We start from the raw sequence: 2413 nt of genomic DNA, 5'->3' as shown, positions 1-2413 counted from the left end.
CTGTCGAGGGTATGGCGCCTCCCGAAGCCACCCCTCCGCTGCCTCCGCCACCACCGCCCCCGCCTAGCTATTGGGCTGGCGAACCGCCTGCTCGAGCAAATGTGTCGCTTCCGCCTGCCCACCCGGCACCCGCCACTGGCACCGCCCGGCCCATCGGTGTACCGGCGAAGTCGAACCACTCGAAAGCAATTTGGGTCAGTGTCATCATCGCGACAGCCGTACTGATCGCTGTCGCCTTCGGATCCGCTAGGCACTGGACGACGATCGATGTGCCGGAGCAAGCCGAGACCTTCCACAGCGAGGAGTACTCGACGGGCGCGTACGACGTCAGGGATGACGGGCTGAACCCGTGTTGGGTAGGCCAGGACTGGACCGACTGCATCAACACAATGGTCAACCAGTACAACTGGTCCTGCGCTGGCCTGGATCTCACCTTCTTGGCGAGTAGCACGTGCAGTTCTTACCTGAAGTCGATCGATGAGATGAAGGCGGAAGACGGACCCGGATGGGAAGTTGCCTCGCTGGGGAGTTTCGGCCACCTCAGCAGATACCCGGAGACGAGCACTCGCCAGGTCTCGAACAACGATTACCGACCCGCCGTGACCCACCAGGCGGTCTGCTACTTGGGTTTTATCGGCGAATGTGAGTAGGCAGGGTGGTGATGGTCCAAGGTCCCCAACGACGACTCAGACCGAGAACGCGCGGCGTCCCAGGGACGATCGTGAGCGAGATTCGCGAGGTGTCTAGCCTCGAGACTTCGGGTTCTAAACCTCGTCGGGATCGTCTGGAAAGTCGACGCTAAGCGGGTGGTGGTCGCCGGTCACTGACGCGACGTAGACGCGCCAGTCGTCAATCGTGTGAACGAACCGGATCGCATAGATCGACAGTGCCGCTTGGCCCGGGTCTGTCGGATCCGCCTCCTGAACTGCCCCTCGAACAGCGGTCGAAACGCGGAGGAGACCGACGGAATCAGGCAATTCACGAACTGACTCACCGGTCGAAGAAATCAGGTAGCCGAGAAGCGACGCTCCCGTTGCACGCGCGGCGTCGCGCTTCTGTTGAGCCGGCGAACGTCTCGGATCGCGCGCCGCGCGAAAACGATCCGCGCTTTCCTTTTGAAGGAATTGCACGAACTCCGCCACCCAATGCTGGATGTCTGCGGTGTGTTCAACAATCGCCGCATCTGTGGGGGACGTCACGCGCCTCATGTTACTGGGCTTCGCCACTCGATCCATGTCGATGGTCAGCGGTCACTATCTACGGCCTTGCGCAGTGTGGGCATTCGAGGGAATCCGACTCGCAAGCTGGTGCTCCCATCGTTAACAGATTTGACGGTCCGCCGCGGGTGGATCCGAATGTGACGAACGGCGCCGTCGGATCAACCCGATTGCCGACTACTCGGCGGAAACCTCGGCGGTACCTCGAGCCGCCCGTCGATGGCTCCATGCGGACCGCCTCGACAGCATCCGACCATGGTGGATTCACGGCCCGCGTGCCGGCCACGACGGCGCGCGAGTCTGGGTCGGTAGAAAGCGGATCCTGGTCAACGGTCAGAAGATAGACCACCTTCGAAATTCCGTTACGAGGCGATCGCGTAGAGCGGATGCTGGCGGCACGAATGCGGCGTGCGACCGATGTGACCCCCGTCATCGTGATCATAGGTGCGCGCTCGATCACGATGAAAGAGCGTCCGGTCGATGTCGTCGTGGTACGCGACTCGGAGCTCGTCCCGTGGCATCAGCGACGGTCCTCAAGCTTCCTTCCACAGTCGGCGGATGCTCATGGGGAAGTGATGTCGACAGCATCGTTGTGGGGCCATCGAGGGTCGAGTGATCCGTCGATCCTTCCTAAGTTTTCGGGTCTAAAGCGAGAAGTAGAAGCCGCAAGGCGGGTAAGGATCTTCTGGGCACTCGGCGCAATCCCGCTCATGTTTGCAGCACTCGCGGCCGCGCCGACCGTGTTCGGGATCGCCTTCGACGTGCTCGCCCACACCTGACCTCGACAGTCCTCGATGGTTCAGTTCTCAGTGAGCGAGACATGGCGTCCGGGATTTCGCGGGTCATCGTCCACGTCGAGGAGCTCATTCCAACACCGCGCCGTGAGCGCGGGCCCGCCAAGCAAACCTCCCCTTCTGAACTGGCGCTCGGCGAGCCCTGTTCGGGGCTAGGGTGGGGCCAGTTTGACTCCAAAGGGCGGCCGTAGTGCGCAAGCAGATCAGAGTTGTCGGCGCCGTGATCATGCGCGGCGAAACGGTGCTGTGTGCGCGGCGCGGCCACCTCGGCAGTCTCGCAGGGTATTGGGAGTTTCCGGGTGGCAAGGTCGAGTCGGGCGAGACAGCTCGTGAGGCCCTCGAGCGTGAGATCGCCGAGGAGCTCGAGTGCGTCGTGGACGTCGGCGCCGAGGTGACCACGAC

At 62.6% G+C, this 2413-nt stretch carries 3 protein-coding genes and 1 pseudogene; 3 read left to right on the top strand and 1 reads right to left on the bottom strand.

Going from position 1 to position 2413, the window contains the following annotated elements:
* A pseudogene (locus AC1DVT_RS19535) lies at positions 1–650 on the top strand (hypothetical protein); the annotation flags it as partial.
* 114 nt (positions 651–764) lie between these two features.
* Here the strand turns inward: AC1DVT_RS19535 and AC1DVT_RS19530 are convergent.
* On the bottom strand, positions 765–1199 hold the full coding sequence (locus AC1DVT_RS19530; protein WP_477390979.1) for a hypothetical protein: 435 nt from the start codon (positions 1197–1199) through the stop codon (positions 765–767).
* A gap of 404 nt (positions 1200–1603) precedes the next feature.
* On the opposite strand from AC1DVT_RS19530, the gene AC1DVT_RS19525 reads away from it, so the two are divergent.
* A complete protein-coding gene (locus tag AC1DVT_RS19525) occupies positions 1604–1996 on the top strand; it encodes a hypothetical protein (RefSeq protein ID WP_477390977.1) in 393 nt (130 codons plus the stop codon).
* A 205-nt stretch (positions 1997–2201) separates the two neighbouring features.
* On the top strand, positions 2202–2413 hold a 212-nt coding region (locus tag AC1DVT_RS19520; RefSeq protein WP_477390975.1), incomplete at its 3' end, for an NUDIX domain-containing protein.

The organism is Microbacterium sp. P2_F9 (assembly GCF_056403635.1).
This window is presented reverse-complemented; position numbering and strand designations above follow the sequence as displayed.

Coding starts and splice junctions, on each gene's coding strand:
- AC1DVT_RS19525 (WP_477390977.1), top strand. CDS start 1,604: ATGCTGGCGGCACGAATGCGGCGTGCGACCGATGTGACCCCCGTCATC.